Source organism: Rhizorhapis suberifaciens, assembly GCF_014200045.1.
GTDB classification, from domain to species: Bacteria; Pseudomonadota; Alphaproteobacteria; order Sphingomonadales; family Sphingomonadaceae; genus Rhizorhapis; species Rhizorhapis suberifaciens.
In genome coordinates this window covers 1-23,002 of sequence record NZ_JACHOV010000018.1, presented here as the reverse complement: position 1 = coordinate 23,002, position 23,002 = coordinate 1, and the positions used below count along the sequence as shown (strand labels likewise).

At 59.1% G+C, this 23,002-nt stretch carries 26 protein-coding genes and 1 tRNA gene; 16 read left to right on the top strand and 11 right to left on the bottom strand.

The annotated features are described in order from the left end of the window. Positions 1-125: 125 nt before the first annotated feature. Complete coding sequence (locus HNQ99_RS15705; RefSeq protein ID WP_184477374.1) at positions 126-806, top strand: peptidylprolyl isomerase; 681 nt, start codon at positions 126-128, stop codon at positions 804-806. 33 nt (positions 807-839) lie between these two features. On the opposite strand, the gene HNQ99_RS15700 is transcribed toward HNQ99_RS15705, so the two are convergent. From HNQ99_RS15700 to HNQ99_RS15685, 4 genes are all read right to left on the bottom strand, one after another. Continuing rightward, complete coding sequence (locus HNQ99_RS15700; RefSeq protein WP_184477373.1) at positions 840-2,516, bottom strand: putative bifunctional diguanylate cyclase/phosphodiesterase; 1,677 nt, start codon at positions 2,514-2,516, stop codon at positions 840-842. A gap of 107 nt (positions 2,517-2,623) precedes the next feature. Next, positions 2,624-3,058 carry a Smr/MutS family protein gene (locus tag HNQ99_RS15695; RefSeq protein ID WP_246415048.1) on the bottom strand — a complete coding sequence of 145 codons (435 nt, stop codon included), beginning with the start codon at positions 3,056-3,058 and terminating at the stop codon, positions 2,624-2,626. Positions 3,059-3,152: 94 nt separating this feature from the next. Continuing rightward, on the bottom strand, positions 3,153-4,424 hold the full coding sequence (gene mltA / locus HNQ99_RS15690) for a murein transglycosylase A (protein ID WP_407692324.1): 1,272 nt from the start codon (positions 4,422-4,424) through the stop codon (positions 3,153-3,155). A 77-nt stretch (positions 4,425-4,501) separates the two neighbouring features. Beyond that, entirely contained in the window at positions 4,502-5,155 is a 654-nt protein-coding gene (locus tag HNQ99_RS15685) for a Tim44/TimA family putative adaptor protein (RefSeq protein WP_184477369.1), read from the bottom strand. Positions 5,156-5,343: 188 nt separating this feature from the next. Here HNQ99_RS15685 and secB point away from each other — a divergent pair, with 188 nt between their 5' ends. From secB to HNQ99_RS15665, 4 genes are all read left to right on the top strand, one after another. Then, positions 5,344-5,853, top strand: coding sequence for a protein-export chaperone SecB (gene secB / locus HNQ99_RS15680; RefSeq protein WP_184477367.1), 510 nt, complete (start codon positions 5,344-5,346; stop codon positions 5,851-5,853). Between the two features lie 30 nt (positions 5,854-5,883). Continuing rightward, entirely contained in the window at positions 5,884-7,473 is a 1,590-nt protein-coding gene (gene murJ / locus HNQ99_RS15675; RefSeq protein WP_184477365.1) for a murein biosynthesis integral membrane protein MurJ, read from the top strand. Between the two features lie 2 nt (positions 7,474-7,475). Next, positions 7,476-8,480: a tryptophan--tRNA ligase gene (gene trpS / locus HNQ99_RS15670; protein WP_184477380.1), complete on the top strand. Its 1,005-nt coding sequence runs from the start codon at positions 7,476-7,478 to the stop codon at positions 8,478-8,480. A 151-nt stretch (positions 8,481-8,631) separates the two neighbouring features. Further along, positions 8,632-9,282, top strand: coding sequence for a DUF4136 domain-containing protein (locus tag HNQ99_RS15665; protein WP_184477363.1), 651 nt, complete (start codon positions 8,632-8,634; stop codon positions 9,280-9,282). Between the two features lie 142 nt (positions 9,283-9,424). On the opposite strand, the gene dnaA is transcribed toward HNQ99_RS15665, so the two are convergent. The 3 genes from dnaA to mutM all read right to left on the bottom strand — a co-directional run bounded on the left by dnaA (position 9,425) and on the right by mutM (position 12,440). Next, complete coding sequence (dnaA, locus tag HNQ99_RS15660) at positions 9,425-10,786, bottom strand: chromosomal replication initiator protein DnaA (protein ID WP_184477378.1); 1,362 nt, start codon at positions 10,784-10,786, stop codon at positions 9,425-9,427. 472 nt (positions 10,787-11,258) lie between these two features. Further along, complete coding sequence (rpsT, locus tag HNQ99_RS15655; RefSeq protein ID WP_184477361.1) at positions 11,259-11,522, bottom strand: 30S ribosomal protein S20; 264 nt, start codon at positions 11,520-11,522, stop codon at positions 11,259-11,261. A gap of 105 nt (positions 11,523-11,627) precedes the next feature. Further along, a complete protein-coding gene (gene mutM / locus HNQ99_RS15650) occupies positions 11,628-12,440 on the bottom strand; it encodes a bifunctional DNA-formamidopyrimidine glycosylase/DNA-(apurinic or apyrimidinic site) lyase (protein ID WP_184477359.1) in 813 nt (270 codons plus the stop codon). A 57-nt stretch (positions 12,441-12,497) separates the two neighbouring features. Between mutM and HNQ99_RS15645 the strand changes: the two genes are divergently transcribed. From HNQ99_RS15645 to HNQ99_RS15620, 6 genes are all read left to right on the top strand, one after another. Further along, complete coding sequence (locus HNQ99_RS15645) at positions 12,498-13,229, top strand: class I SAM-dependent methyltransferase (protein WP_184477357.1); 732 nt, start codon at positions 12,498-12,500, stop codon at positions 13,227-13,229. A 4-nt stretch (positions 13,230-13,233) separates the two neighbouring features. Next, positions 13,234-14,769 (top strand): 2-polyprenylphenol 6-hydroxylase, encoded by a 1,536-nt coding sequence (gene ubiB / locus HNQ99_RS15640; protein ID WP_184477355.1) that lies wholly within the window; start codon positions 13,234-13,236, stop codon positions 14,767-14,769. A gap of 52 nt (positions 14,770-14,821) precedes the next feature. After that, positions 14,822-16,081, top strand: a complete 1,260-nt coding sequence (locus tag HNQ99_RS15635) for a bifunctional phosphopantothenoylcysteine decarboxylase/phosphopantothenate synthase (protein ID WP_184477353.1) — start codon at positions 14,822-14,824, stop codon at positions 16,079-16,081. After that, positions 16,059-16,517, top strand: a complete 459-nt coding sequence (dut, locus tag HNQ99_RS15630; protein ID WP_184477351.1) for a dUTP diphosphatase — start codon at positions 16,059-16,061, stop codon at positions 16,515-16,517. The genes HNQ99_RS15635 and dut overlap by 23 nt, the downstream gene beginning before the upstream one ends. A 146-nt stretch (positions 16,518-16,663) precedes the next feature. Continuing rightward, the gene (locus HNQ99_RS15625) at positions 16,664-17,416 is read left to right on the top strand and encodes a HesA/MoeB/ThiF family protein (RefSeq protein ID WP_184477349.1); all 753 of its coding nucleotides are present in this window, start codon (positions 16,664-16,666) and stop codon (positions 17,414-17,416) included. Beyond that, positions 17,404-17,769 (top strand): DsrE/DsrF/DrsH-like family protein, encoded by a 366-nt coding sequence (locus tag HNQ99_RS15620; protein WP_184477347.1) that lies wholly within the window; start codon positions 17,404-17,406, stop codon positions 17,767-17,769. The genes HNQ99_RS15625 and HNQ99_RS15620 overlap by 13 nt, the downstream gene beginning before the upstream one ends. A 136-nt stretch (positions 17,770-17,905) precedes the next feature. On the opposite strand, the gene HNQ99_RS15615 is transcribed toward HNQ99_RS15620, so the two are convergent. Both HNQ99_RS15615 and HNQ99_RS15610 read right to left on the bottom strand, forming a co-directional pair. After that, a complete protein-coding gene (locus HNQ99_RS15615; RefSeq protein ID WP_184477345.1) occupies positions 17,906-18,235 on the bottom strand; it encodes a DMT family transporter in 330 nt (109 codons plus the stop codon). Positions 18,236-18,258: 23 nt separating this feature from the next. Further along, positions 18,259-18,957: an NAD-dependent deacylase gene (locus HNQ99_RS15610; protein ID WP_184477376.1), complete on the bottom strand. Its 699-nt coding sequence runs from the start codon at positions 18,955-18,957 to the stop codon at positions 18,259-18,261. 39 nt (positions 18,958-18,996) lie between these two features. Here HNQ99_RS15610 and dapB point away from each other — a divergent pair, with 39 nt between their 5' ends. The 5 genes from dapB to HNQ99_RS15585 all read left to right on the top strand — a co-directional run bounded on the left by dapB (position 18,997) and on the right by HNQ99_RS15585 (position 21,962). Beyond that, complete coding sequence (dapB, locus tag HNQ99_RS15605) at positions 18,997-19,761, top strand: 4-hydroxy-tetrahydrodipicolinate reductase (RefSeq protein ID WP_184477344.1); 765 nt, start codon at positions 18,997-18,999, stop codon at positions 19,759-19,761. Between the two features lie 6 nt (positions 19,762-19,767). Next, the gene (gene nth / locus HNQ99_RS15600) at positions 19,768-20,421 is read left to right on the top strand and encodes an endonuclease III (RefSeq protein WP_184477342.1); all 654 of its coding nucleotides are present in this window, start codon (positions 19,768-19,770) and stop codon (positions 20,419-20,421) included. Positions 20,422-20,492: 71 nt separating this feature from the next. Continuing rightward, positions 20,493-20,879, top strand: a complete 387-nt coding sequence (locus HNQ99_RS15595) for a hypothetical protein (protein ID WP_184477340.1) — start codon at positions 20,493-20,495, stop codon at positions 20,877-20,879. Between the two features lie 93 nt (positions 20,880-20,972). Further along, positions 20,973-21,049: transfer RNA gene (locus HNQ99_RS15590), tRNA-Arg, on the top strand. A gap of 40 nt (positions 21,050-21,089) precedes the next feature. Then, a complete protein-coding gene (locus tag HNQ99_RS15585; protein WP_184477338.1) occupies positions 21,090-21,962 on the top strand; it encodes a hypothetical protein in 873 nt (290 codons plus the stop codon). Positions 21,963-21,979: 17 nt separating this feature from the next. On the opposite strand, the gene HNQ99_RS15580 is transcribed toward HNQ99_RS15585, so the two are convergent. Continuing rightward, complete coding sequence (locus HNQ99_RS15580) at positions 21,980-22,222, bottom strand: DUF6471 domain-containing protein (protein ID WP_184477336.1); 243 nt, start codon at positions 22,220-22,222, stop codon at positions 21,980-21,982. 84 nt (positions 22,223-22,306) lie between these two features. Continuing rightward, positions 22,307-22,780, bottom strand: a complete 474-nt coding sequence (locus HNQ99_RS15575; RefSeq protein ID WP_184477384.1) for a hypothetical protein — start codon at positions 22,778-22,780, stop codon at positions 22,307-22,309. Between the last annotated feature and the right edge of the window lie 222 nt (positions 22,781-23,002).

Here is a 23,002-nt window from a genome sequence, read left to right as displayed (position 1 = left end):
GTCGGCTCAATCTGCGAACTCTACTCCTCAGACGAATGCTGGAATTATCTCAAACACGCTGGGTATGTTGCAGATTAATGGCTCGTTGCTCTAGAGGCCAACGCCCAACCCATGAAGAATTGCCGATGCGTGTTTTCTGTCTGGTCGCCGCGGCGGCATCGCTCACTTCCTCCGTTGCCCTCGCCCGGCCTCTTGCGAAGTCTGATCCCGCATCGGTTCGGGTTCGGATCGTCACTTCGGAAGGCTCGATTGTGGTGGCTTTGGATTCCAGGCGCGCGCCAAAGACCACCGCTAATTTCCTGGCCTATGTAGATGACGGGCGTCTCGACGGCACCAGCTTTTATCGTGCTGCCCGGCGCCAGGACACTCCAGGACATGGTTATATACAGGGGGGAACCCGTACCGATGCTCGCCGCACGCTTCCGCCTGTTGCGCACGAGCCCACCAGTTCGACAGGGATTCGGCATCTGGATGGAACAATATCCATGGCCCGCAGGGATAAGCCCGGATCGGCCATGGGTAATTTCTTCATCACCGTTGGCTCGAATTCCTCATTGGATGCGCAGGGTGGCAATGCCGGCTATGCCGCGTTCGGCCATGTCACTTCTGGAATGGAGACCGTGCGGCGCATTCTGGGCAAGGCCACTGGAGGCGGAACAGGCGCGATGCGAGGTCAGATGATCCTGCAGCCAGTTCGACTGCTAAAGGTGCAACGGATTGACGGAACGCCCAAACCCACGGGCCGGGCCAAACCCTGGCTTATCCAGCTTCCCGATTTTTCAAAAATGAACAAAGCGTCACGGTGATGACACTCGCGTGCGAAAGAATTCGGGGCTTTCTTACCCGGCCAGTTCGATAGGCGCCCATGCTCCGCTGAAGCGGTGAAGATATTCGGGCTCCGCCTCTGGCATGGAAAACAGATAGCCCTGAAAAATTGAACAGCCGATGATGCGAAGCATGTCCATTTGGTCCTGTTTCTCGACCCCCTCCACAACCACCTCAAGCCCCAAGCCCTGGATAAGGCCGATGACCGCGCTGCAAATCGTGCGCGCTTCGGGCGAGATGACGATGTCGCGGACCAGTGAACGGTCAATCTTCACCCGGTCCACGGGCAGGTCCTTCAGGCGTGAAAGGTTGGAAAAGCCAGTACCGAAGTCATCGATGGCGATTTTAATTCCTTCGCGCCGCAGCGCGCGGACTTGGGTCAGCACCCGTTGATCCATGTCCATGGCGAGGGTTTCGGTGATTTCCAGTTCCAATTGGTTTGCGGTTATGCCGTGCCGATCCATTGCGTGGCGCAATCGCGCGAAAAAGTCGGGCTGCGCCAGTTCGCGCGTGCTGACGTTGATGGCAAGGCGCTGGCTTATGCCCCTGCGCGCCCAGCCCGCGGCCGTAGCGCATACCTTGTCCATGATCCAGTCGCCCAGTTCGACCATCAAGCCGGTTTCTTCGGCCACGGGTACGAACGAGCCGGGCAGCATCATATCACGGTCCGGATGCTTCCAGCGCACCAATGCCTCGGCAGCGATGATTCGCCCGGTGGTAATGTCGAGTTGGGGCTGGAATTGAAGCAGGAACTCATCGCGTTCCAGGCCAATCCGCAAGTCGCGTTCCAATTCCGCCCGGCCTTCCATAAGGCTAGCCAGTTCCTTGTTGAAAAACTGGACGCGACCCCGCCCATTCTCCTTCGCATGGTACATGGCAACATCCGCAGATCGAAGCAGGCCATGCAGCGTATCGCCATGTTCGGGGTGGAATGCCACGCCTATCGACGCGCCGAGATTGACCTGCTGCCCTCCGATATCGAACCGTTCGCCAAGGGCATATTGCACCGCCCGGGCGATCCGGTGCGTGGTCTCTATTGCAGGTAGATATGGAAAGAACAGCGTGAATTCATCGCCCGCCAAGCGCCCGACGACAGCATCGCCACTGCCTGCCCCTACCTCGATCATGACCACTTCGCGCAATCGGCCGGCGACGCGGGACAGCAACTGGTCGCCCGCCGCATGGCCGAGTGTGTCATTGACCAATTTGAAGCCGTCCAGATCGATGAAAAACAGAGCTGCAAGACCGTGAGGCGGGAGATCGGCGATTAGCCGTTCGACTTGCCGGCAAAAGCTCGTCCGGTTGGGAAGCGACGTGACCGGATCGTACATTGCCAGCCTGTGGATATTGTCCAGATTGGTACGAACCTGGCTGAACAGGCTTTCCATAGCGACGGAAAGTTCGGGCAGGTCGCGTTTTATGGATGACGGCACACCCCCTGCAAGATCACCATGAGCCGCCGCCGTCAGGCGCTCTGTCGCCAGATCGACCGAGGTTGCGAGACCAGAAACGGTCCGCATCGCCGATGCCCAACACATCACTCCGCAAAGAATGGCCATTATGAGAGCGCGGCTGATATCCTGCACGTCGTCGCGTCCGCCCGTCCCCGCCAGAAGGGCGAGGATGAAAGCGACCGCGCCCGCACTTGCGGCAAAGGCGATGGCTCGGCTTTTCAGAGATACGCCTTCCACTGGCCCCCACTAGGATGAACAGGTCGTGCTCAAAAGAACACTTCATCAAGTCACCAGTTATGAATCGCATTGGTTAAGAAAAGCTGTGCGGACTATAGGTAATTTTCTTATTTTTTGCGCCGCAATATGACGTAGATAGCTCCAGCGCCCCCGTGACGGGGATGAGCATTACGGACGCTGGCAATGCGAGTTGCATGGGCGCTTCGGTCAAGCCAATGGCCGATCTCGGCCCTGATCGCTCCTCGGCCGGGCCGGTCCTGTGCGCGGCTGCTCTCCCGGGATTTTCCGGTAATTACAAGAATGATACGCGCGCCCCGCGCCACCGCTTCGGCCAATGTGCGTTCCAGCCTTTGGTGCGCCACACTCAGCGTATCGCCGTGGAGATCGATGGATATCTCCGGTTGAAGCCGACCGCCGGTAATGCGCCGCTCCCAATTGCTATCCAGCACGTCGGTCGGCGTAAGACGCCCCTTGGGACGTTGCTGATGAACCGGGCTTGTTAACGATCGGGGATGCTTGGCAGTGACACTCTGAGGGCCCATATCCTTTGGATCGGCCGGTTCAGTGTCGACAACATTTCCCTGTCTGGCCAACGGACGGACAGATCGCGCTAGCTGATTCCAGGCGGCACGCTCCTCAGCGCTCAGGTGGCGGCGCGGCATTGTTCTGGATCAAACGGGCATAGCTGCCCTTCGGCAGGAACAACAGAGCGCTTCCCCGGGCGGACATACCCCCGGCAATGGCCCGCGCTTCCGGTCCGGCGCCCCAGAAGGTATCGACGCGATTGGCTCCCTTTATCGCCCCGCCAGTATCCTGAGCAATCCAAAGACCATTGGGCTCAGCGCGATCGAGCGCAAGGAAGACCGGTGCGCCTAGTGGCACGAACTTGGGGTCGGCCGCCACGGTCGCGCGGCCCGTGACCGGCACTCCCAATGCCCCCAAAGGACCAGCTCCGGTGATTTCGCGAAAAAAGACGAAGCTTTTGTTTTCATTCATAATCGCTGCGCCTTCGGCAGGGTGCGCGCGAAGATAGTCCATAATGCCCTGCATGCTAGTCTGGCCGGGCTGCAGCAGTCCGCGGTCGCGCATCAGTTTCCCGATACCGACATAGTCGCGACCATTCTGCCCGTCATAGCCGATACGCATGATCGACCCATCGGGCAGGCGTAGTCGACCGCTGCCCTGAACCTGCAGGAAAAAGAATTCAACCGGATCGGCCGCCCACGCCAATTCCAGCCCTCGCCCCGCCAGCGCCCCGGCCTCGATCGCGGCGCGGTCGTCAAACGGCACGAAATTTTTGCCCTGGACCTTCCCGCGAATCTTCTTGCCTTTCAGTTCCTCACTGAAAAGACCCAGATCGACGTCCACCAGCTCGGACGGGCGGCGGTAAATCGGGGTCTCATAGCCCGACTGCTTCTGCCGCGATCCGAATATTTCCGGCTCGAAATATCCGGTGGCATGAGCCGCGCCATCCCCGACCTGCACGGTTTCGAAATACTGCCTGAAAAAGCCAGCGGCATCATTATCGCTCCAATTTTCCGCGGCGGCGCAGGCCTCCTGCCAGTCCGATCCCGTCGCAAGGCCGCTCTGGTCATTACGGCGTACAAGCGAAGGGCAGGAAATACGAAATGCCTGCAATGCCAGCCGCGTTTTCTGTGGCTCCAGCGACAGGGAATCGACCGCAGGGCCCTGAACGACGCCCAGGCCTTTTGCTGTTGTGGTTTGAGCGCCCGGTGCGGTTGGAGGCAGGGTCGCGCCGGGTTTCGCAGGCACGGGACGGGCGGCCGGCGGCTCTATCGCGCGAGGAGCCTCGCCCCGGGGCACGACCGCTGCGCACGCCGCCAAGAACAAGACAAACGAAGCCGTTCCAAACAACCGGATCACATGCACGTCGTCTTGCCTTCCCAAATCGGTTTGCTCTTCTGCCTCGACCGCTTTTAAAGCGACCAAGTCTTGGGATGACGAAACATTGTTTGGCTATGAGATCAAGCGGCTTCGTCGGTCTCGGTCAGTTTCCAGTTGGGATCGTTACTCTTGATATCCCTGCTGAAGGTCCACACGTCATGCGTCGGCACAGCATCCGTCATCGATCCTGCAACGACATTGCCGTCCTTGTCACGGGTAACGGCAGCGATGTCGGCGTCGAAGCGCAGGGTAATGCTTGCAATGGACCCGCTGAGCGACCCGTCGGATATCTGCACCCGGTCCACACGGATCAGGCGATTCTCCAGGGTGAGGCCGTCAGCTTCCCGCGAATCAATGACCTGGGCGAACGAGTTATACACATCGTTATCGCACAAATAGGCCAGTTCCTCGCGATCACCCTTCCAGAAGGCTTCCAGGATCATGCGATAGGCGGACTTTGCGCCCTCGGCGAACTGGTTCACATCAAAGCGCCGGTCGGCACTGATGATTGCACGGATGCCATTTTCAGCTGAAGGCGCAATCAGTCCCTCGGGCGAACGCATCGGTTCAGGCCGTATGTCCTCGACCCGTTTCGGCGTGAGCACCGCTATGGGCGTACGGTCCTCGGCCTGGGGTGCGGGCTGCTGCTCATGCCCGGTCCGCTTGCCGAGCACTGAATAGAGGCGCAAGCCAAGAAATGCCGCCACCATGGCGAGAATGACGATTACTGTCACTAATGAACTCCGAATATTCCGGCCATCAACATAGGGATGATTCGTCGCGGTTTCAAATGCCGAAAGCTCGGGCGGCCCCTGTTTCCTTGTTCATTGCCTCATTGCCCTTGCTCTCGACGCCTGCTAATCGCGCGGTTCGCATGCCGTCCATCGGCATTGCAGCGAGATAACGACTTGAAGGACTGGTGATGGCGGAAGAAGAAGGCGGGATGGCAAATCGGGAAACGCTGTCCAATGGAGCGGACAATATGCCGCAGATCGGTCTTATTTCCCAATATGTGAAGGACATGTCCTTCGAAAATCCCAACTCCCCCGCGGTTTATCAGTGGGAGGGTCAGCCTCAGATCGACGTCCAGTTCAACATCGGCGCCAATCAGGTGGGTGAGGAAGTGCACGAGGTCTTGTTGAAAATTGACGTCAAGGCGCAGTCGACACAGGGCGTCGCCTTCCAGGTGGAACTTTCCTATGCAGGGTTGTTCGGCTTGCGCAATATAGCGCTGGAGCAAGCGCAACCATTCCTCTACGCCGAAGCCCCTGCCTTGCTTTTCCCCTTCGCCCGCCGTGTGCTTGCCGATGCGGTGCGTGACGGCGGTTTCCCGCCATTGCTGCTTGAGCCTATCGATTTCGGCGCGCTCTATATGCAGCAGGCGCAGGCCGCAACCCAGGCAAACCAAGACGGCACCATCGGTCACGCCTGATCCTCGCCGGGGCAAGGGAGGCATCCGGCCATGAGCCTGCTAAGAGCAACGGGGACCATTGGCGGGTTGACGCTGATCAGTCGCATCCTCGGCATGGTTCGGGACATGCTGATGGCCCGCTTCGTGGGCGCGGGCTTCGCATCGGACGCTTTCCTGATTGCCTGGCGCTTGCCCAACCTCTTCCGCGCCCTGTTTGCCGAAGGCGCTTTCGCTGCCGTCTTCGTGCCTATGTTCAACCGGACCATGGCCCAAGGGGACCGCGACGCGCCCGGTTCGGGCAAGGCCGCAGCCGTAGCCTTTGCCAGCCAGATTCTTTCCGTCCTTTTACCCGTCCTGCTGGTTTTCACGCTGTTGATGATCGCTGCTACGGGGCCGGTGGTCTGGGCTATGACGGGCGGCTTTCCGGACGGGGGCCCTGCGAAATTTGCGCTCGCCAAGCATTTGACCCAGATCACATTCCCTTATCTGGCGCTCATCTCGCTGGTTTCGTTGCTAGGCGGCATCCTGAATTCGCTCAATCGCTTCTGGGTCAATGCGGCGGCCCCGATCCTGCTCAATATCTGCATGATCATGGCAATTCTGTTCTTTCGTGGAGATAATGCCGCGGAGACAGCAGAAACTCAGGCAGTCGCCGTCACCGTCTCGGGCGCACTGCAATTGCTCTGGCTGATCTGGTCCTGCCGTCAAGCAGGCGTTGTACTGCGCCTCGGTCTGCCGCGCCTGTCGCCTGACGTCAAAAAGTTGCTGAAGCTTATTGGCCCGGCAGCTTTGGGGGCCGGGGCCATACAGTTCAACCTGCTTATTTCGACTTCGCTTGCGGCTCGTTTCCTACCGCAAGGAGCTGTGTCCTATCTCTATTATGCCGACCGGCTGAACCAGCTGCCCCTTGGCCTTATCGGCATTGGCGTCGGCACGGCAATGCTACCCGCCCTGTCGCGTCAGATCGGGGCGGGCAATGAAGCCGCAGCGGGCAATACGCAGAACCGAGCCATGGAACTTGCGCTATTCCTCTCGCTCCCCGCCGCCGTCGCCCTTCTCATCTCGGCGGTGCCGATCATCCGTGGCGTGTTGCAGCATGGCGCTTTCACCGCCGCCGATACGATCGGCAGCGCTGGCGCGCTTGCGGCCTTCGCCATCGGCGTCCCCGCCTATGTGCTGATCAAGGTGCTGACACCCGGCTTCTACGCGCGGCAGGATACGAAAACACCGGTGCGGATCGCCGTCTTTTCGATGCTGTTCAATCTTGTCGGCAATCTCATCCTCATCTGGCCCTTCGGCCATGTCGGGGTTGCAATTTCGACCGCCATTGCCGCCTGGATCAACACCGCCCTGCTCTATTGGACACTCCACCGCCGCGAACAGCTTCAGGTGGATGAGCGGTTCAAGCGCAAGGCCGTCCGGATCGTGTTTGCGAGCCTCGTCATGGGCGCCCTGCTCTGGCTGCTCAATCCATGGCTTGATCCCTATATGGCGAAAAGCCTCATGGAGCGTATCGTCGCCCTGGCGCTCCTCTGCGGCCTGGGAGCGCTCACCTATGGGGTTGCGGCGCTCGCCCTCGGCGCATACAGCGTGGCGGAACTTAAGTCCCAGATCATCCGTCCCAGCCCAGCGAGCCAATAATGATGCGCGTTCTTTCCGGCATTCAGCCGACCGGCAATCTTCATCTTGGAAATTATCTGGGAGCTATCCGTAATTGGGTGCGGATGCAGGACGAGATGGATGCGGACAGTCATTGCTTCTTTTTCCTGGCGGACCTGCATAGCATCACCGTCCACGAAATGCGGGATCAACGCATACGCAATGTCCGCGAAATGGCTGCGGCCCTGATCGCGGCGGGCATCGATCCAGATCGCTCGGTCCTGTTCAATCAGGCGCGCGTACCGGCCCATTCGGAACTGACCTGGTTGCTGAACGGAACGGCGCGCATGGGCTGGCTGAACCGCATGACGCAGTTCAAGGACAAGGCGGGCAAGCACCGCGAGGGCGCCAGCGTGGGACTGTTCGTCTATCCAGTACTACAGGCAGCGGACGTGTTGCTATACCAGGCGACGCATGTGCCAGTTGGCGAAGACCAGAAGCAGCATCTGGAGCTTGCCCGCGACATTGCGATCAAATTCAACACCGATTTCGATGTGGACCTGTTTACCCTGCCCGATCCAATCATTCCCAAGGAAACAGCCCGGATCATGTCCCTGCGCGATGGCAGTGCCAAAATGTCTAAATCGGACCCGTCGGACATGAGCCGGATCAATCTTAGCGATGACGACGACACCATTGCGCAAAAGGTCCGCAAGGCAAAAACCGATCCTGAGCCGCTGCCGGACAATGCCGGTTCGCTGGCCGGCCGCGCAGAGGCGGCGAATCTGGTCGGCATTTACGCGGCGCTGACCGGCATGACCGCAGATGCCGTCTGCCTGGAATTTGCAGGAAAAGGCTTTGGCGCTTTCAAACCTGCCTTGGCTGACCTGCTCGTTTCGACGCTTCGGCCTCTTCGCGAGCGCTTTGAGCAACTGAAAGCCGATAGCGCTGAACTGGACGCCATATTGGAACGTGGTGCTGAAAAAGCACGAGCCGCGGCTGCTCCGACCCTTGCCGGCGCCTATGAGGCTCTGGGCCTGATGGCATAAGCTGCCGGTTCAGCCTTTGGCGAGGAGGAGCACCATCCACCGGCAGGCCGCTTCCATTCACCGCAGTTCGTTCAATATTTGTTCAGTTGCGTTTTCATAAGCTGACGCCCACATTGGACTCGGGGCTTCGCCCTGACAGGATATGAACGCCATGAACTTGTTCAGGAAAATCAGCTTAATGGCGGCGCCGGCCGCGGCGCTGCTTGCGCTGGCCGGTTGTACGACGCCTTTTAAAGCCGACGTAGCTCGCTTTCAGCAAATGCCCGCACCGCAAGGCCAAAGGTTCGCGGTGGTGGCGGACGATCCGGCATTAAGCGGCGGCCTCGAATTTTCAAGCTATGCCGATCTCGTGGCGGCTGAACTGGCGCGATTTGGCTATGTCCGCACGCCTGATCCTGCTTCGGCCGATCTCATCGTCAGGCTCGACTATGGCGTTGACAACGGCCGGGAGAAGGTAAGGAGCACAGGCTTTTCCGACCCGTTCTTCTATCGGCCTTATGGCTTCCACCCATGGGGCTTCTATGGGCGGCATCATCCCTACATGTATGGCTTCTATGATCCGTTCATGTTCGGTCCTGGATATGCGGATATTGACAGCTATACGGTGTACACCAGCGACCTTGTAATGAAGATCGACCGAGCGGCGGACGCCAAACGACTGTTTGAGGGCACCGCCAAGGCGCAGTCGACCAGCAACAAGCTGACCTATTTGGTCCCTAATCTGGTCGAAGCGATGTTCACCAATTTTCCAGGCCAGTCGGGGGAGACCGTCCGCATCACCGTGGCTCCGGAAAAGAAATAAGGCAGGCTCCCAGCTTTGCCGAATTGGACCCGGCGGTTCGAAGGACCCGTCGGGTTCTTTTTATGCGAGACAAAAAAATCCCTTCCCCGAGGGGAAGGGATGATTGGCGGAAATTCGCCGGAAACGGGCTGTTACCCCCTCCTTAAGCCTCCAGCTGCTTCTGAAGTGCTCTGATGTCTGCGTCGATATCGGCATCATGCGCCCGAAGGGCCTCTATCGTACGCACGGCATGAATGACTGTGCTATGATCTCGTCCACCGAAAACTCGGCCGATTTCAGGCAGGGAACGAGGTGTCATCTTCTTTGCAAGATACATCGCAATTTGACGCGGCCGTACGACCGTACGCGCACGACGCTTGGACCGCATTTCTGCGGGGTCAATGTGGAAATGCCGAGCCGTGGCTTTCTGGATTTCATCCACCGTGATTCGCCGGGCATTGGCGCGCACGAAATCGGCCAACATCGTTTGTGCAAATTCAAGGTCGATCTGGCGTGCCGTAAGCGAAGCATAGGCGACGAGCTTGTTAAAAGCGCCCTCCAGTTCCCGGATATTGGTTCGAACATTGCGGGCGAGGAAATCGACCACCGCCATTGGAACGTCAGCGTCCTTCGCTTCCGCCCGCTTGCGTTCAATGATGGCGATCCGCAAATCCAGATCCGCCATATGAATGTCAGCAACAAGGCCGCCGGCCAGTCGGGACAGAATGCGGGGATCGACCGCATCCAGCATATGAGGAGCGCGATCCGCGCTGATCACCAACCGCGCACCACTTTCGACGATTTCGTTGATCGTGTGAAGAAACTCTTCCTGGGTCGAGCCTTTTCCAGCAATAAACTGGATGTCATCGATCAGCAGGAGTTCAGCGCTGCGCAGCCGCGCCTTGAACGCCATAGTTTCATTGGCGCGCATGGCGGTCACAAACTCATACATGAACTTTTCGGCGGACATGTATATGACGGTTGCGCTCGGGTGAACTCCCTGAAAGGCGCCGCCAAGGGCGTGCAGCAGGTGGGTCTTGCCTTGCCCAGTGCCGCCATGGAGGAACAAGGGATTAAATCGCGGCTGCTCTGGAGCGGCAATGGCTTGCGCGGCATGGAAGGCCAGTCTGTTGGACTCTCCGACCACAAAACTATCAAAGCTGTAACGGGCCTGGAACGCGCCCGCCGCTGGTTCCGCAGCAGCGATGGCGACCGGCATCGGTGTTCCGACAGGAGCCGAATAGACTTGTAAGGCCGCAACGTCCGGACCCCGCATTATACGGACATCATCGACCCCGATATTCGCACTGCGCCACGCCAACCGCAGCCGATCCTGAAAATTGGCCGCCACAAAATTGGCTGAGAAATCAGAGGGCAGCCAGATATCCAGAGTTCGGCTGAGGTCGCAATACTCCCCAAGGCGTGCCGAACGCAGCCACTGGTCGAACAGCTTACCGCCCAGATCGCGACGCAAGCCGCCACGAATCCGTTCCCAAGCCTGACCTAATGCAGCCGCGTCGCCCATTTCGGGCGTACAGCCGTTGCCGGCTGGAGCGCCCGCAATATTTGCCAGCTTTTCCGCCATATTCGTGCCAAACCTCAAAATCCAATGCCCCCCACACGGTCCGCCCCGGTCCGGCCCCACAGAAAAACACGGTCCTGTCCCGGAAACACAGTTCCGGGTGGCTACTACATTCATTCTGCAAACGTCCGGATTGATTCGCTCCGGCTCTGGGAAGGCGATTTATGCAGGCCCGAAGGAGTCTATCAAGGCAACTATGGTCAAAAAAATGAAATATTCCGGTTGACTCAGGAAACCCTAGGGCTAGGTCAATTTTTTACATAACACACTGAAATAAATGGTAAATTTTACCAGATAGTTATGCTGCATTGCATCGAATCGCCGGATTCCCTTACGTTACATTCCCGTCACGACCGAAAAAAACAACCCGCCAGGACAGGTCCAGGCGGGTCATTTTGATAGAGCTTTGCTCAGGTCAGCCGAGAGCGGCGACTGCCTTTGAAAGCCGGCTGAACTTACGCGAAGCAGTGTTCTTGTGCAGAACGCCCTTGGCAACCCCGCGCGCCAGTTCCGGCTGTACCTGCGAAATGGCGGCCGTGGCCGCTTCCTTGTCGCCGGTCGCAAGGGCAGCTTCCACCTTTTTTACAAAAGTGCGGATGCGACCGATCCGGTTGCCATTGATCTCTGCCCGGCGCGTGTTGCGACGGATACGTTTTTTAGCCTGCGGCGTATTTGCCATGCCTGTCCTCAAAACCAAGAAATTCAAGATAAAGAGCCGCAGGAATCATCCTGGCGACTTTTGAAGGGCCGCCCATTAACCCGAAGCCATCCTGCCGTCAACCGCTCAACATTGGCATTGCGGGCAGAAAAACGTTGATCGTCCGCTGTCTACCCTGCGACTGATCACGCCACCGCACAGGCAAGCATCCCCTTCTCGTCCGTAAACGCGCCACTGTTTGGAAAAATAGCCCAGCTCTCCATCGGGGCGCGCATAATCCCGCAAGGTCGATCCGCCGGCCAGAATGGCGGCCGACAGCACTTCCTTCACCGCCGCGGCGAGCGCGTCCAGCTGAAGCCTGGTCAGTTTCCCACTGGCCTTGGCCGGAGCGATACCCGACATGTTGAGCGCCTCGCACACATATATATTGCCAAGGCCGGCCACGATGCGCTGATCCAGCAATGCGGCCTTGATCGATGCAACCTTGCCCTTAAGGACGCGCGCTAGATGAGATCCATCAAAATCAGCGCCCAGCGGCTCAGGGCCGAGCCGCGTGAAAGGCTCGAAACTCTCCCACTCGCCGGTCCGCACGAGAGCCAGCGACCCGAACCTCCTCGGATCATTCAACGCAAGGACGTGGCCCCCTTCCGTTTCCACGATCAAATGATCATGGGTTCCGATGGTCGCCGGATCGATCCGCCAACGGCCGGACATGCCAAGATGGAAGATCAGCGTGTCACCTCTATCCACAGAGATCATTCCGTATTTCGCCCGCCGTGACAGGGACGTCACCCGCGCGCCGGTCAATCGCTGACGCAAGTCCGGCGGGATCGGCCAGCGCAAGTCGGCGCGGCGTGGCTCCACCAATTTGAGCACCTCGCCCTCCAACACGGGACGGAGCCCGGCGACGGTGGTTTCTACTTCAGGCAACTCGGGCATGACAAATGCGCTTATCAGGCTTTGCGGCGGGGGCAAGACTGGCTAGAGGGAAACGCCATGAGCGAAACAGTATCCTTCGGCTATACCGACGTCGACGAGGCCCAGAAGACGGGAATGGTCCGCGGCGTTTTCAGTAATGTGGCCGCCAAATATGATCTGATGAACGACGCCATGTCGGGCGGCCTCCATCGCGTTTGGAAGGATGTTTTCGTGCGCCGGGTTAAGCCGCGCAAGGACGAAAAAATCCTCGACATGGCGGGTGGCACTGGCGATATCGCGTTTCGCATGCACCGGGCGGGCGCTGCGGTAACGGTTGCGGACATCAATCCGGACATGCTCGGCGTAGGCATGGAAAGGGCAAGGAAACGCGGACTTGCGGGCCTGGTCTGGGCGGAGGAGAACGCAGAATCATTGAGCTTTGCCGACCGGCAGTTCGACGCCTATACCATCGCCTTTGGCATCCGGAATGTCACCCACATCCAGCAGGCCTTGGAGGAGGCCCATCGGGTCCTAAAATATGGCGGCCGCTTTTTCTGCCTGGAATTTTCAACCACATTGTGGCCGGGGTTCGCCGACATATACGACAGCTATTCCCACAAGCTGGTGCCCAAGCTTGGCAAGTTTTTGGCGAAGGATGAGGAAAGCTATCGTTACCTGATCGAATCGATCCGCCGTTTTCCCGACATGCCCAGCTTTGAGGGCATGATTCGCAAGGCGGGCTTTGTCCGGACGCGGGTGGAACCCATGCTGGGCGGGCTGGTGGCGATTCACAGCGGTTGGAAGATTTGACCGCGTGACCCCCACGATCGTTCATCTTTGCCGCCTGCTGAAGTGGGGCCGCACTCTTGCCCGACACGGCGCGTTAAGCGGGATCGAAAAGGACCCGCTCACCCCTGCCCCAGTGCGCCGCCTGGCGCGACTGGCTCGATTAGGTGCGCGGGTGCCCAAACAGCCACGTTATGGCGAAGCCTTTCAAGCGATTGGCCCTGCCGCAATAAAGCTGGGGCAAACGCTTGCGACCCGGCCCGACCTGGTGGGGGCGGAGGCGGCAGAAAACCTGCTTTCGCTTCAGGATGCGCTGCCGCCTGTATCCTTTCAGCTGATCCGGGAGCAGATCGAGCAGAGCTTCGGGCTGCCGTTGGAACGCCTCTATGCGTCCTTTGAGGAGGTACCGGTCGGCGCTGCTTCGATAGCGCAGGTGCATAGCGCAGTCACGCCCGATGACCGGAAGGTCGCTGTAAAGGTGCTGCGTCCGGGCATCGCGCAACAGTTCAACCGTGACATCGAAACATATGAGTGGGCCGCCGCTCATCTGGAACTGCTGGGCGGCGAAGCTTCTCGACTCCGCCCCCGGCAGGTGATCGCCAATTTGAAGCGCTGGACCGCCCGCGAGCTGGACCTGCGCCGGGAAGCCGCTTCGGCTTCCGAACTGGCCGAAGCCATGATTGCTGAGCCGGGCTACATCGTTCCCGTCATCGATTGGGATCGCACCTCCGGCCGAGTCCTCACGCTGGAATGGGTGGACGGGATCAAGATTTCGGATCGGGAAGCGCTGATCGCCGCCGGCCATGACGTAAAGGCCATTGCCGCCCGTCTCGTGAACGCTTTTCTGCGCCAGGCGATTTCGGAGGGTTTTTTTCATGCAGACATGCATCAGGGAAACCTTTTCGTCACGCCTGAAGGACATATCGCCGCCATAGACTTCGGCATCATGGGCCGGATCGACCGCAGAGCCAGGGTGTGGCTTGCGGAGATACTCTATGGCCTTCTTACTGCCAATTACCGCAGGGTCGCGGAAATCCATTTCGAGGCCCAATATGTGCCCGCGCATCACGATGTGGCCGAATTCGCCACTGCCCTCCGCGCCGTGGGCGAGCCGATGCGTGGAAAACCGGTAAAGGACCTCAGCGTCGGCCAGATGCTGGACGGTTTGTTCGCCATTACGCGGGACTTCAATATGCAGACGCAGCCGCACTTGTTGCTGTTGCAAAAGACAATGGTGATGGTTGAGGGCGTGGCGAACAGCCTCGATCCCGACATCAACATGTGGGAAACCGCGGGACCGTTCGTCCGCGAATGGATCAGGAGCGAGCTTGGCCCGGAAGCGGCGCTGGCCGACAGCCTGATCGAAAATTGGCGCACCTTCCGCCGCCTGCCGGCTCTTATTCGGCGCATAGAGGCTCGCTATCCCGAAGAAGGCGGCGCTCCGCCCCCGCTCCCACTTCCCGACATCCAGATCATTCGCGTTGGCAGCGGCTGGAAATATGCACTGACGGCGGGCATCGCCATAATGGCTGGGGCTGCGGGCATGTGGCTTGCGATGGTGTGATTCCAGAGCACAGACGACTGGCCTTCCCCCACAGACTCGCTAATAAGCAGCAATGATGGACAAGCGGATTCTCCTCATCGTCGGCGGCGGCATTGCGGCCTACAAGGCCTGCGAGCTCATCCGTCTCATCCGCAAATCGGGAATGAGCGTCCGCTGCGTCCTCACCGAAGGCGGAGCGCAGTTCATAACGCCCATGACCCTTGCCGCCCTTTCTGAACAGCCGGTCCACACCAGCCTTTGGGACCTGAAAGACGAGGCGGAAATGGGACATATCCAGCTATCCCGCGAGGCGGATCTGGTCGTGGTCTGCCCTGCAACCGCTGACATCCTTGCTAAGATGGCCGCCGGAATTGCCGATAGCCTCGCCACCACGCTGCTACTGGCGACGGATAAGCCGGTGCTCGCCGTCCCCGCTATGAATGTACGGATGTGGGAGCATGCCTCCACCCGCCGCAATGTGGAGCGGCTCCGCGCGGACGGTGTAGGGGTAATGCAGCCTGATGAAGGCCCGATGGCCTGCGGTGAATATGGCGAGGGACGATTGCCGGAGCCGGAGGCGGTTCTTGAGGAAATAATCTCCGCCCTGCGCCCTGATCTCGCCGAAAGGCATGGCTTTGCCTCTGAGCTGGGTCTTTCGACAGGCTCAGCACTCATGACGCCGAATGGCGCTTTAAAGGGCAGGCATATACTCGTCACCGCCGGACCTACACATGAGCCGATCGATCCGGTCCGTTACATTGCGAACCGCAGTTCGGGGAAGCAGGGCTTTGCCATTGCCGCCGCCCTTGCTCAGTCGGGCGCGGACGTCACACTCGTCTCCGGCCCCGTTCATCTCGCGACGCCTGCAGGCGTGACGCGCATTGACGTGGAGACCGCACGGGAAATGGATACCGCCGTACAGGCCGCGTTGCCCGCCGACGCCGCGATAATGGTGGCCGCAGTCGCCGATTGGCGCGCCGAAGCCAATGGACAGAAGATCAAGAAAAAGGGCGATGCAGTCCCTCCGCTGAAACTTACCGAAAACCCTGACATCCTCGCTGGTCTGGCAAAACATGCCCAGCGTCCCCGCCTGCTCATCGGTTTTGCTGCGGAAACTGAGCATGTGCTTGACCATGCCCGCGCGAAGCTCGCGAAAAAGGGATGCGACTGGATCGTCGCCAATGACGTCTCCGGAGACGTGATGGGTGGCGAACGCAATACTGTTCATATCGTCACAAGAGACGGCGTTGAAAGCTGGGAACAGCTTCACAAGGACACCGTAGCCCGAAAATTGGTGGAGAAAATCGTCAATGCCCTCGCACCCGCTGCCTGACATCGAAATCCGCTTGAAGCGCTTGCCGCATGGCGAGGGGCTACCGGTGCCGAGCTACACCACCGACGGTGCGGCCGGCATGGATGTGGTTGCGGCGGAGGAACTCACTTTGGCTCCGGGCCAGCGTCACGCCGTTGCCACCGGCTTTGCGGTCGCCATTCCGCATGGGTATGAAATCCAGGTCCGCCCGCGTTCCGGTCTGGCGCTTAAGCATGGCGTCAGCGTACCGAACACGCCGGGCACGATCGACAGCGATTATCGGGGCGAATTGAAGGTCATCATGATCAATCATGGCAGCGACCCTTTCCCCATCAAGCGCGGCGACCGCGTAGCCCAGATCGTCCCCGCTCCAGTCCAGCGGGCACGCTTTTCTGAGGTCAAGGAACTGGACGACACGGTCCGGGGCTCGGGTGGATTTGGTTCGACGGGGGTGTGATGCAGAACCCTCCTCCTTTTTGAGGGGACGGTTCCGCCGGGCCGGCCACCCTCATCCTACTCCGCCTAAGCGCCCCCGCTGAACGGCGGGCCACCAAGGCTCCTCATCCTTCTCCCGTCAAGGGAGAAGGTATATAGGATGACCGAATGACCCTTACCGACATCCAGCTTGAACGCTACGCCCGCCATATCATCCTCAAGGAAATCGGCGGCGCTGGTCAGACAAAGCTTCTGCAAAGCCACGTCGCCATCATCGGTGCCGGCGGCATCGGCAGTCCTGCGATCCAATATCTCTCCGCAGCAGGCGTGGGCAAACTCACCGTAATTGACGATGACGAGGTCGCTCTTTCGAACTTGCAACGCCAAGTCCTCTTTACAGAAGCCGATATTGGCCACCCCAAGGCGCAGGCAGCGCAAACAGCCATCGGCCGCCTGACGCCCGACGTAAAGATCATTCCCGTCATCCAGCGCCTCACCGCGCAAAATGGAGAGAGCCTGCTCGCCGGAGCCGACGCCATCCTTGACGGCTGCGATAATTTCGCGACGCGCCTCGCCGTCTCCGACGCGGCCACTCGGCTCAGGATTCCGCTCATCTCCGCTGCTGTCGGTCAGTTCGAGGGACAACTCGCCGTCTATCGCGGCTGGGAAGCGGATAAGCCCTGTTACCGCTGCCTCGTAGGCAACGATCCCGACCGCGCTGATACCAACTGCGCTGACCAAGGCGTGATCGGGGCATTGACCGGCATAGTCGGCAGCCTGGCCGCGCTGGAGGCCATTCGCGCCCTCGTCCCCTTTGGCGAAGATAGCGCGGGCAAGCTTCTTATCGCCGATCTGATGGCGCTGCGCTTCCGCACCCTCACTTTACCAAAGGACGAGGGGTGCCACGCATGCGGAACCTGAAGCTCGTCATCCTCACCCCAGATCCCGAACGCGTTCGCGGCGCCCTGACCATCGCCGCCGCCCAGGCAGCGCTGGGTGCGGAAGTCACGATCTTCTGCCAGCTCGAAGCCGCAGCTCTCCTGCGCCAACCATTCACCGCGCCCAACGACACCGCCCATCAGGTCAAGGGGCTTCCCACGCTGGACGATTTGATGTCAGACGCCGCAGGCCTGGGTGTCCGCTTCATCGCTTGCCAAAGCGGCATGGAACTATGTGGCATGGAAGCAAGCGACCTTGCCCCGCACAGCAGCACGGGCGGTCCGGTCAGTTTCCTGCAAACGGTGGAAGATGGGGAGCGCCTTCTGATCATATAGGACCGTACCAGTTAACTGGCGATAGCCAGGTTACCCATATCCATCCGTACCGAGCGAGGGGGAGACAGGTGCACCAACCCGTCTTCCCTCGACGTTGCTCGGCAAAAACAGATCGATTTTTAGAGCATTCAATTTTTCAATGGCCGGTGCTCTTGGAAAATAAACTCATCACGATGATGCCCGCCACGATCAATATGATTCCTGTGATCGCGGGGAAATCGAGTTTCTGACCCTGGAAAATCCAGGCGACGGCAGCGATCAGCACTATCCCGACGCCGGACCAGATTGCATAGACCACGCCCGTCTGCAAATCGCGCAAGGTCAGCGACAGACAGTAAAATGCGATCAGATAACCTCCGGTGGTGATGAGGGTGGGGACCAGCTTCGTGAACCCCTCCGACTGTCGAAGGAAGGAAGTCGCTGTCACTTCGGCTATGATAGCGATAGCTAAATAGAAATGAGCCATCGGATCGCCTGCGCCATATCTCCTTATCCCAACATCTCGGTTACCCACAGGGGCACCAAGTCTCCTGCCCGACCCAGACGCGTTTCATCGAAATAGATGCTGCCGGCCGATGGATCGAGGTTCAACTCCAACGTTCGCGCGCCATGGTAACGAGCCGACTGCACAAAGCCCGCCGCCGGATAGACCGCGCCCGAAGTGCCCACCGACACGAACAGATCCGCCTTGGCGATCGCCCGGTCTATTCGCTCCATCGCATAGGGCATCTCGCCGAAGAACACGATGTCGGGCCGCAGCTTTGGCGCACCGCAACCGCCGCACACCGATCCCGGCGGCATCGCGCCTGCCCACCTCACCGCCTTGCCGCACGACGCGCACAGGGCGGAGAGCAACTCCCCATGCATGTGCGACATCCGCTTCGCCCCCGCCCGCTCATGCAGGTCGTCGACATTCTGCGTAACAATCAGCAGTTCGCCCGGCCATTCCGCATCCAGCGCAGCCAGCGCCTCATGCGCCGCATTGGGCTTTACCGTCCCAAGCTTCGCCCGCCGCTCGTCATAGAATCGGTGGACCAACTCCGGATCGCGGAGCAGCGCTTCGGGCGTACACACATCCTCTACATGATGCCCTTCCCACAGACCATCAGGCCCGCGAAAGGTGGCAAGGCCGCTCTCGGCGGAAATTCCGGCGCCCGTCAGGACAACGATGTTGCGAATATCTTCCATGCCCGTCATGAAGCACGGGCGAAGGGAAAGTTTCAAGACATGACGAGAATAGGCATTTACGGCGCGTCCGGACGGATGGGACAGGCAATCGCTCAGGCTTTGACGGAGGCCGGGCTGACACTCGCGGGCGGTGCTGATCGCGCGGGGGTCACGGGCCAGATTGGCGGCCTTCCCATCGGTTCGGACGAAAAGGCGCTGGCGGAAGCCAGCGACCTCCTGATCGACTTCTCAGCCCCGGCGGCGCTTGAGGCCCATCTCGCCGCTTGCCTTGCGGCCGGCAAACCGGCGGTCATCGGTACAACAGGCCTTGAGCCAGCACATCACGCCCTAATCGACGAGGCGGCAAGGATTTTGCCCATCCTCCAGACCGGCAACACGTCTCTTGGCGTGAACCTGATCGCCGCTCTGGTCGAGGACGCCGCCCGTCGCCTCGGCCCCGAGTGGGACATCGAAATCCTGGAGATGCATCATCGGCACAAGGTGGATGCTCCCTCTGGCACAGCTCTATTGCTTGGCGAAGCGGCAGCGCGCGGGCGCGGAATCAGCCTGGCCGATCACAAGGCAAGCGGCCGCGACGGCATCACCGGCGCGCGCAAGGCTGACGACATCGGCTTTGCCGCACTGCGCGGGGGGTCGGTGGCAGGCGACCATCAGGTGATCCTCGCTACGGAGGGGGAGCGCATAGAGATTGGCCACCGCGCCGAAAACCGCCAAATCTTTGCGCGCGGAGCGGTAAAGGCCGCCCAATGGCTGCTCACCCAAGGGCCCGGACGCTATGATATGAAAGGCGTGCTTGGCCTCTGACCAGCCATGAAAAAGGCCGACATATTTGAGTTCTACCGCCGACTTGCGGAAGCCAATCCCGCGCCTGAGACGGAGCTGGAATATGGCAATATCTACCAGCTTCTCGTCGCGGTCGTACTATCCGCTCAGGCTACCGACGTCGGCGTAAACAAGGCGACTCGCGCCCTTTTTGGAAAAGTGACGACGCCGCAGCAGATGCTCGATATGGGCGAAGAGGGTTTGAAAGAACACATCAAGACCATCGGCCTTTTCAACAGCAAGGCCAAAAATGTCCTCGCGCTCAGCCAAATCCTGGTCGACCGGTACGAAGGCGAAGTCCCCGCTGATCGCGACACGTTGCAAACACTTCCCGGCGTAGGCCGCAAGACCGCCAACGTCGTTATGAATTGCGCCTTCGGTGCGGAAACCTTCGCGGTCGACACGCACCTCTTCCGGGTCGGCAACCGCACCGGCCTCGCTCCGGGCAAGACGCCGCTGGCGGTCGAAACAAGGCTGGAAAAGGACACGCCTCAGCCTTTTCGCCGCCACGCGCATCACTGGCTGATCCTGCACGGCCGCTACACCTGCAAGGCGCGACGTCCGGAATGCTGGCGTTGCCCGGTCATCGATCTGTGCCGCTATAAGCCGAAGACTCCGCCGCCTGACCTTGGCACGACATAATAGCAGTGTTGCATTCAGGATGAATTCAGGTGCGCCGATCTAGGCTCAATCGCTTTTTCAAGGAGGTTAGCATGCGACCGCTATTATGCCTCTTATCCCTGGCCCTATTGTCGACCAGTACAACGGCCTTAGCCGGGAACAAGAAGGGCGACACTCTTTCTCCATCCGGAAAGGCAGTGAACTGCGTCCAACTTCATCAGATCCGAAATACTCGCGTTCGCGACAGCAGAACGATTGATTTCCACATGATCAGCGGGAAAGTCTATCGCAACACCCTGCCATACAGCTGCCCCGGCCTAGGCTTTGAAGAGAAGTTCATGTATAAAACCAGCCTGTCGCAACTTTGCAGTGTCGATATCATTACCGTGCTTAATTCGGGAGGTAGAGGCTTGGATCGTGGCGCCAGTTGCGGCTTGGGCAAGTTCCAGCCGATGACCAAGATTCCATCGAAAGGCTGAATCTTTTCCGGGCGGGATGGTGCGCCGAGTAAATTCGCGCTGGCATCCCGCTTTTCCCTTTGCTAAGCGCAGCGCTCACGCTTCGTCGTGCCGGCACCCGTAGCTCAGCTGGATAGAGCGCTGCCCTCCGAAGGCAGAGGCCAGAGGTTCGAATCCTCTCGGGTGCGCCATTTCGGCGGCATTATGTAGCAATTGCACCAAGGGTGCGGCGTGATTAGCGCGCTGGCCGCGGCGGCGTTAGGGGCCTTTGTTGCCCCATTGGCTCATACTGAAAATATGGAATGGAACACGCGCCATAGGAGTTGGATTAATCCCGGCCCCGATCAGCGCAATCATATCCTGCTTCTCTTCAGTCAGTTTATCGAAGACATCCCGGTAAGAGAGGATTGTTATAAAATTCAAGGACAGCAGAGGGGAGTCTATGCTGGGAATGGCAGTGTAAATGTCCTCTCGAAGCACGTGGGTGGTCGGTTTAGTTTCGCCAGCGGCAAGTATGAAGCCGAACGAATGGTCTACTTCGCTTCCCACATCCGGCCTGCTATCCGGTTCGGCATATCGAATTTCATTCCCAACCACTACCGCTGTGCGAAACCTGAGCATCACAGCTTTGGCTGGCGTGCTGCCGAAGTTTTTCAGGGTATAGTTTATCCTGACTCGTTGCCCGGAAATTTCGCAAGATACATCAGTCAGGGCGACATAAGCCTTGATTTCGGCGTGCCCGATCTCTCGTGCGATATCATTTGCAACTCTAGCATGCCTGAGCGCGCGCCTGGCTGCGATAAGTCCAGCCTGCCCTTGACGAATGGTAAGAATTACAAAGGCAATACCAACAAAACTCAAGATAGCTTGAACGCCAGCGACCCAGACCGCCCATTTCGCCCATCGCCAAACACCCTCTTGGGCATCAAGATCGCGTCTAGCGCGATCTTCATTCTCTTGGGAGTTTTGGCCATTTTCGATGGCTTCCAGCGCGCTCGCTATGCGCTCAAGGCGAAGCGGTACTTTCTCGGTTGGGGAATCATTTTTGTAGGGGCTTGCATGCTCAGTTATGGGGTTATCGAGGTAATAGACCCATACGCCTGAACCACTGACGGCCGTGGCTAATACGAAAGCTCCAACGATGTAGCGCCAATTGCACTTAGGCATTGAAGTAGAAACGCAGCCGTAAAGCCGCCCCGGCTGATCTTGTTGTTGAGATTGCGCTCGTTTTCCGTAACGCCAATCTCCGCCAGCTTTTCCGCAAGCTGCGCATATGTGACTCCCCTTCGCTTCAACTCGCCCTTTAGCAGGTTCTTTGCGCGAGTCTCATACTCAACCGTTACGGGGTCGGATTTAGCGGCCACGGCATGCACTCCAAAATATCATCATATTCGATGATATACACCATTGACTTCGGAGATGTAAACCATCATATATGGCGCATAACATCACTGATACGATGATATGCAACACTTTCTCCTCTCAGCCGCCGCCCGGACACTCAGCCTCAAAGCTGTTTTCCAGATGGGCGAAGCCAAGGCATATGAGACGTTGGGTTCGGGAATGTCCTTTTTCGCCTCTCTGAGTATTTCCATGGCGATCTGGCGCACGGTCATGGGTTTATCCGCCCGGCGCAGCACATCCATAGCGCGACGGCCACACGAGCCATAGGGAACTGGCAGCGTGTGCGTTCGTGGACGCACGGGCGCGGTTTGCTCTGGTGTCCAGTCTGGCGAAATATCCTTGAGCAAGATTGCGGCTGCTCCGATCAGCGCCTCCAGTTTCCGGGCACGTTCCTCCAATCCTGGCATTTTCTCGTGATCGCGCTGAATGCGTGTCACAGCCTTCCGCACCTCGACAAGCTCGCCTGTCAGCGCTGAGTATTTCTTCCTGAGTGAATGCTGGAGGTTGGTGCTGCCCATGGGATTCACACTAGCCTTACCCCGTGCTAAAGGGGACAGAGAGGCTGGTGCAATTGCTACATAATGCCGCATTTCGGTCCAAAGCTACGAACGCCTAGCACCGCCGCCTCTACGCCCGAGCCGGCGCTTAGAGCGTCGGATTGGAAATGTGAATCGCTGGGGATTCCCCTGGCGTGAGATTTGTGATTCCTTCTCTTTGGAGGTGGATCATGGGCAAAGCAC

What these genes read in the sequence shown, in the direction of transcription:
- nth (WP_184477342.1), top strand. Translation starts at nt 19,768, where the DNA reads ATGAAAAAGGCCGACATATTTGAGTTCTACCGCCGACTTGCGGAAGCC.
- HNQ99_RS15625 (WP_184477349.1), top strand. Translation starts at nt 16,664, where the DNA reads ATGACCCTTACCGACATCCAGCTTGAACGCTACGCCCGCCATATCATC.
- HNQ99_RS15695 (WP_246415048.1), bottom strand. Translation starts at nt 3,058, where the DNA reads ATGGGCCCTCAGAGTGTCACTGCCAAGCATCCCCGATCGTTAACAAGC.
- HNQ99_RS15635 (WP_184477353.1), top strand. Translation starts at nt 14,822, where the DNA reads ATGATGGACAAGCGGATTCTCCTCATCGTCGGCGGCGGCATTGCGGCC.
- HNQ99_RS15665 (WP_184477363.1), top strand. Translation starts at nt 8,632, where the DNA reads ATGAACTTGTTCAGGAAAATCAGCTTAATGGCGGCGCCGGCCGCGGCG.
- HNQ99_RS15705 (WP_184477374.1), top strand. Translation starts at nt 126, where the DNA reads ATGCGTGTTTTCTGTCTGGTCGCCGCGGCGGCATCGCTCACTTCCTCC.
- HNQ99_RS15620 (WP_184477347.1), top strand. Translation starts at nt 17,404, where the DNA reads ATGCGGAACCTGAAGCTCGTCATCCTCACCCCAGATCCCGAACGCGTT.
- HNQ99_RS15615 (WP_184477345.1), bottom strand. Translation starts at nt 18,235, where the DNA reads ATGGCTCATTTCTATTTAGCTATCGCTATCATAGCCGAAGTGACAGCG.
- dut (WP_184477351.1), top strand. Translation starts at nt 16,059, where the DNA reads ATGCCCTCGCACCCGCTGCCTGACATCGAAATCCGCTTGAAGCGCTTG.
- rpsT (WP_184477361.1), bottom strand. Translation starts at nt 11,522, where the DNA reads ATGGCAAATACGCCGCAGGCTAAAAAACGTATCCGTCGCAACACGCGC.
- HNQ99_RS15645 (WP_184477357.1), top strand. Translation starts at nt 12,498, where the DNA reads ATGAGCGAAACAGTATCCTTCGGCTATACCGACGTCGACGAGGCCCAG.
- mutM (WP_184477359.1), bottom strand. Translation starts at nt 12,440, where the DNA reads ATGCCCGAGTTGCCTGAAGTAGAAACCACCGTCGCCGGGCTCCGTCCC.
- dapB (WP_184477344.1), top strand. Translation starts at nt 18,997, where the DNA reads ATGACGAGAATAGGCATTTACGGCGCGTCCGGACGGATGGGACAGGCA.
- secB (WP_184477367.1), top strand. Translation starts at nt 5,344, where the DNA reads ATGGCGGAAGAAGAAGGCGGGATGGCAAATCGGGAAACGCTGTCCAAT.
- HNQ99_RS15610 (WP_184477376.1), bottom strand. Translation starts at nt 18,957, where the DNA reads ATGGAAGATATTCGCAACATCGTTGTCCTGACGGGCGCCGGAATTTCC.
- trpS (WP_184477380.1), top strand. Translation starts at nt 7,476, where the DNA reads ATGCGCGTTCTTTCCGGCATTCAGCCGACCGGCAATCTTCATCTTGGA.
- HNQ99_RS15595 (WP_184477340.1), top strand. Translation starts at nt 20,493, where the DNA reads ATGCGACCGCTATTATGCCTCTTATCCCTGGCCCTATTGTCGACCAGT.
- dnaA (WP_184477378.1), bottom strand. Translation starts at nt 10,786, where the DNA reads ATGGGCGACGCGGCTGCATTAGGTCAGGCTTGGGAACGGATTCGTGGC.
- HNQ99_RS15575 (WP_184477384.1), bottom strand. Translation starts at nt 22,780, where the DNA reads ATGGGCAGCACCAACCTCCAGCATTCACTCAGGAAGAAATACTCAGCG.
- murJ (WP_184477365.1), top strand. Translation starts at nt 5,884, where the DNA reads ATGAGCCTGCTAAGAGCAACGGGGACCATTGGCGGGTTGACGCTGATC.